General features: G+C 31.0%; 2 protein-coding genes and 1 pseudogene. All 3 read right to left on the bottom strand.

What is annotated here, in order from left to right:
* Positions 1-458: pseudogene (locus JCM14822_RS21335) on the bottom strand (hypothetical protein); the annotation flags it as partial.
* A 248-nt stretch (positions 459-706) separates the two neighbouring features.
* Positions 707-1,117 (bottom strand): DUF2712 domain-containing protein, encoded by a 411-nt coding sequence (locus JCM14822_RS18535; protein WP_054744118.1) that lies wholly within the window; start codon positions 1,115-1,117, stop codon positions 707-709.
* Positions 1,118-1,412: 295 nt separating this feature from the next.
* A partial coding sequence (locus JCM14822_RS18530; protein WP_157047916.1) for a transposase occupies positions 1,413-1,595 on the bottom strand: 183 nt, incomplete at its 5' end.

Here is a 1,595-nt window from a genome sequence, read left to right as displayed (position 1 = left end):
TCAATATATTTATTATCTGTATAAAAAGATACTGTTAAAGCAAGTACAGCCATTAAACCAGAAAATATAAAAATTAATATTAGAAATCTTAAAGTGTACACATAGGGATGATTTATAAAGATATCTGCCCATAAGTCCGACTCCCAAATGCCAAATGTTAGAGTAGATTGTTCAGGTACTATAGAAGGAAGTAATGACATTGTACACAATAAGCTGATTACAAGTGGGAGTATAATCGTAACAGCACCACTTAGAAATAGAACAAAAAACTTTATTAATAAATATTTCATCTTATCATGGCGTATTAATAAGTTGTTAATATAACCTTCTGTTATATCTGTGAAATAAGAATCACCATAAGGAAAAGTTGCTAGTAAGGGTAATAAAATAAAATATAACCCTGCTTGAAGAGAAGTAGCGTCGTAACCAATCCAACCGTTAAAAACTGAAGTCGGCATTAGCCTCTTTGAACAGTGGATACAACTTCAGGATTAAGCGGTGATGCAGGGAGAACTTTTAAGACTACATGTGAAAGTGTAATCAGGCATCCAAATAATAAAGAGAATATAAATCTTTTATTCATAAAGGCTCTATGTAACTCTAATTTTAACAATTTAACTTCTCACTTTCTGTCATTTTATATTTAAAATTAATAATTTGTGCACTCATATAAACTATGAGTACACAAATATAAAAAGTTTTTTAATTAGATGCTGTCAGGACTCCATAAACCAGATGCTGTGAATCCAGAACGCCAGCTTTCTCTAACACCTTTAAGTGCAGCTTTACGTTCACCTGATTCATATACACTATTTTCTAAGTATGTTTCTGTACCTTGTCTAACAGTTTTTGGTGTACCCCAAGTTCTATCAGCACCGCTAGGACCTAATACGTAAACATCAAATTCACCATCACTAGTACTTACACTTGTACAGTTGATGTATGCAGAAGTATTATCTTCTTTTCCACGGTATGTAGTAGTACTAGATGTTTTGAATAAACCAAGGTTGAAGCTGAAGCTTGAATCTGAGTGGTTGTTAGCGTTAACACCTACTGTTAACATTGAAGCAACACCAGCGATAATAATACTAGATGAAACGATTTTTTTTAGATTCATAATAATAACTTCCATGTTTGAAATTGTTTTAATTATTCTAGCAACATATGTTAGAAAATTAGTTACATTTAGAACAATACAACAAATAACAACATATGTCAAATCAAAATGATAAAATATTTAGAAATAATTAAAAAATCAGACAAAATAGAGAGGGAAATTTACCGCCTGTGTAAGAGAGGCTGATAATTATGATGCACTATAGTCTGTTTTAACAGATAGTGATATTATGCAACATTATTTTTCATGTAACACTTATACGAGCGTGATATAATTTAAAAAGAAATACAAATAATTAAAAATATGTGTGATTGGGAGAAATATTATAAAATATATTTTCATTAAGTTCATCAAGCATTATAGGTAAAGCATTCGTATCATGGGTAACCCCTGATGTAATATCAAACGCTGTGACAGAATGAGAAATGGCACTATAAAGTGTTTGGATTTTTAAAGCTGCTTTAGCATTTCGCCCCCC

Origin of the sequence: Cellulosilyticum ruminicola JCM 14822, assembly GCF_001311925.1 — a bacterium.
Taxonomy (GTDB): Bacteria; Bacillota; Clostridia; order Lachnospirales; family Cellulosilyticaceae; genus Cellulosilyticum; species Cellulosilyticum ruminicola.
Note: the sequence above shows the minus strand (reverse complement) of the source record. Positions and strands in the feature narration are given on the sequence as shown.